This is a genomic window from Acetobacterium sp. (assembly GCF_030652775.1).
Taxonomy (GTDB): domain Bacteria; phylum Bacillota; class Clostridia; order Eubacteriales; family Eubacteriaceae; genus Acetobacterium.
On the sequence record NZ_JAUSPS010000004.1, the window covers coordinates 1 to 1,625 of the forward strand.

At 54.7% G+C, this 1,625-nt stretch carries 2 protein-coding genes and 1 tRNA gene; 1 reads left to right on the forward strand and 2 read right to left on the reverse strand.

The genetic code is table 11. The annotated features are described in order from the left end of the window. Window positions 1-148: 148 nt before the first annotated feature. Window positions 149-214, reverse strand: a tRNA-OTHER gene (locus tag Q7J41_RS00545). 151 nt (window positions 215-365) lie between these two features. Here Q7J41_RS00545 and Q7J41_RS00550 point away from each other — a divergent pair. Further along, window positions 366-833: a hypothetical protein gene (locus Q7J41_RS00550; RefSeq protein WP_304884222.1), complete on the forward strand. Its 468-nt coding sequence runs from the start codon at window positions 366-368 to the stop codon at window positions 831-833. 152 nt (window positions 834-985) lie between these two features. Here the strand turns inward: Q7J41_RS00550 and Q7J41_RS00555 are convergent, their stop codons facing one another. Further along, window positions 986-1,375, reverse strand: coding sequence for a hypothetical protein (locus Q7J41_RS00555; RefSeq protein ID WP_304884224.1), 390 nt, complete (start codon window positions 1,373-1,375; stop codon window positions 986-988). Window positions 1,376-1,625 lie beyond the last annotated feature (250 nt).

Below are 1,625 nucleotides of genomic sequence, written 5' to 3' on the forward strand. Positions count from 1 at the left end.
GAGCCACGCAGGACGAAAGCGTCAGGCAAAGCGCGAACAGGCTGATCCATCTGATGACCATGATTGATCTAATCATGTTTCAGGATGTCCGCTAAGGGTCGGGAGCGGACGGCACGCCAATGGCGGGTAGCGGACGTGGTCTCGGTAAAGTGGGAGGCGGGATTTGCACCCGCAACTGCGGTTGTGACCGGCGCTTTATTTAAGCTACTCCCACCGACAGGGTATCAGTCGGCTTCTTCGCCGCAAGGTCCGCAACGGGTCGGGAGCGGACTGTCACCTAAGGGTGTGAAGCCGACCTTCTCTGAGCTATGCCTTGCATCCTGGCAGGGGCGGCGGACAGCCGAGCCAGTACCTGAGGGGTGGGTGTGACGAGCAGCGGCACAACATCGATAGCGAAGTACGCACCGGAGAAAGCTCTCGCTCTCTCAGCGGTCCTGGCGGTGCTAGTGTTTGTTGGGTTCAATGATGAAATTGAAGAGAGCCTAACCATCTATGGCATCCTTTATAAGGAACTGTCTCCCCTTCGATACGCAGCAGCAACTTTACTGGCAGTTTTGTTTCTATTCACCTTACCTGTCACGATCAGGGCTCTTCTCGGTATGTCTGCGCTACAACATGATCAGGTTGATCTGATTATATTTGGCCCGTTCACGCGCCGCGTTGAATTTACGAACATTACTCGGGAAACTGGACTCACCAGTAAAACTACCCACGCCATCTCAACAGACAGCGGTAAAACTTATAATTTACCTGTTTGGATGTATAGAGATAAGTCGTCAGCAATAGCACAGCTAAATGCGCTATTTCAGCCAAACAGCAAAACGCGTAAGTGAGTGGTTGGCAACGACCCGCTGAACGCCCGCAACGGGTCGGGAGCGGACTGTCGCCTGAGGGTGGGGAGCGGACCTTTCGCCGAACCTCAGGAGCCGATTTTGGCCGAACTCAGCAGGCGCTAGACAGCCTTCGTCTGATCGAGCCTCACGGTCTAGTCCTTGGCCTTCCGACTTCGAACCGGTGCGCTGAACCACTCTCTTGGAATGAAATTGCTCCAAGCGCCGGCTACAGCCAAGGCAATACCGACCGTAGCCAAGAGATTGATCTCAATTCGGTTGCCAAGGATCAATCCAGAAGAAAGGGCAAACAATAGTCCGCCAATCATGGGCCCGTAAAAACCAAAATTATCAATGAACCAGCGCCCAAACGTGGGATCGCCTTCATATTGAATTCGGCCCCGCGGAAGCAAATAGGCGATCCCGATTGCTCCTGCCCACACAAGATAGGACGGCAGAAATTGCCGGATGGACCAGATGTCAAATATCCACGCGAAAGCACATGCCAAATATAGAACGATCAAGGAGCCTTTTATAAACGCCATGTCCCTCGTCTACCCGTGCCTGGACCGCTGAATGCCTGACCGTCCGTGCCGTTAGAGAATGTCCCGCCGCGCCTTGCCACCCTCTGATCCGTCAAGCGGGTCAATATCCCGCTCGGCTGCCTGCGCCCTTCATGAACCGACAGAGCCTACGGACCACGTAATCGGAAGGTCCGCAACGGGTCGGGAGCCGACAGTCGCCTACGGGGCGATACCGGACATTTACGATCCGCTCTGGTCAAACTCGCTATGA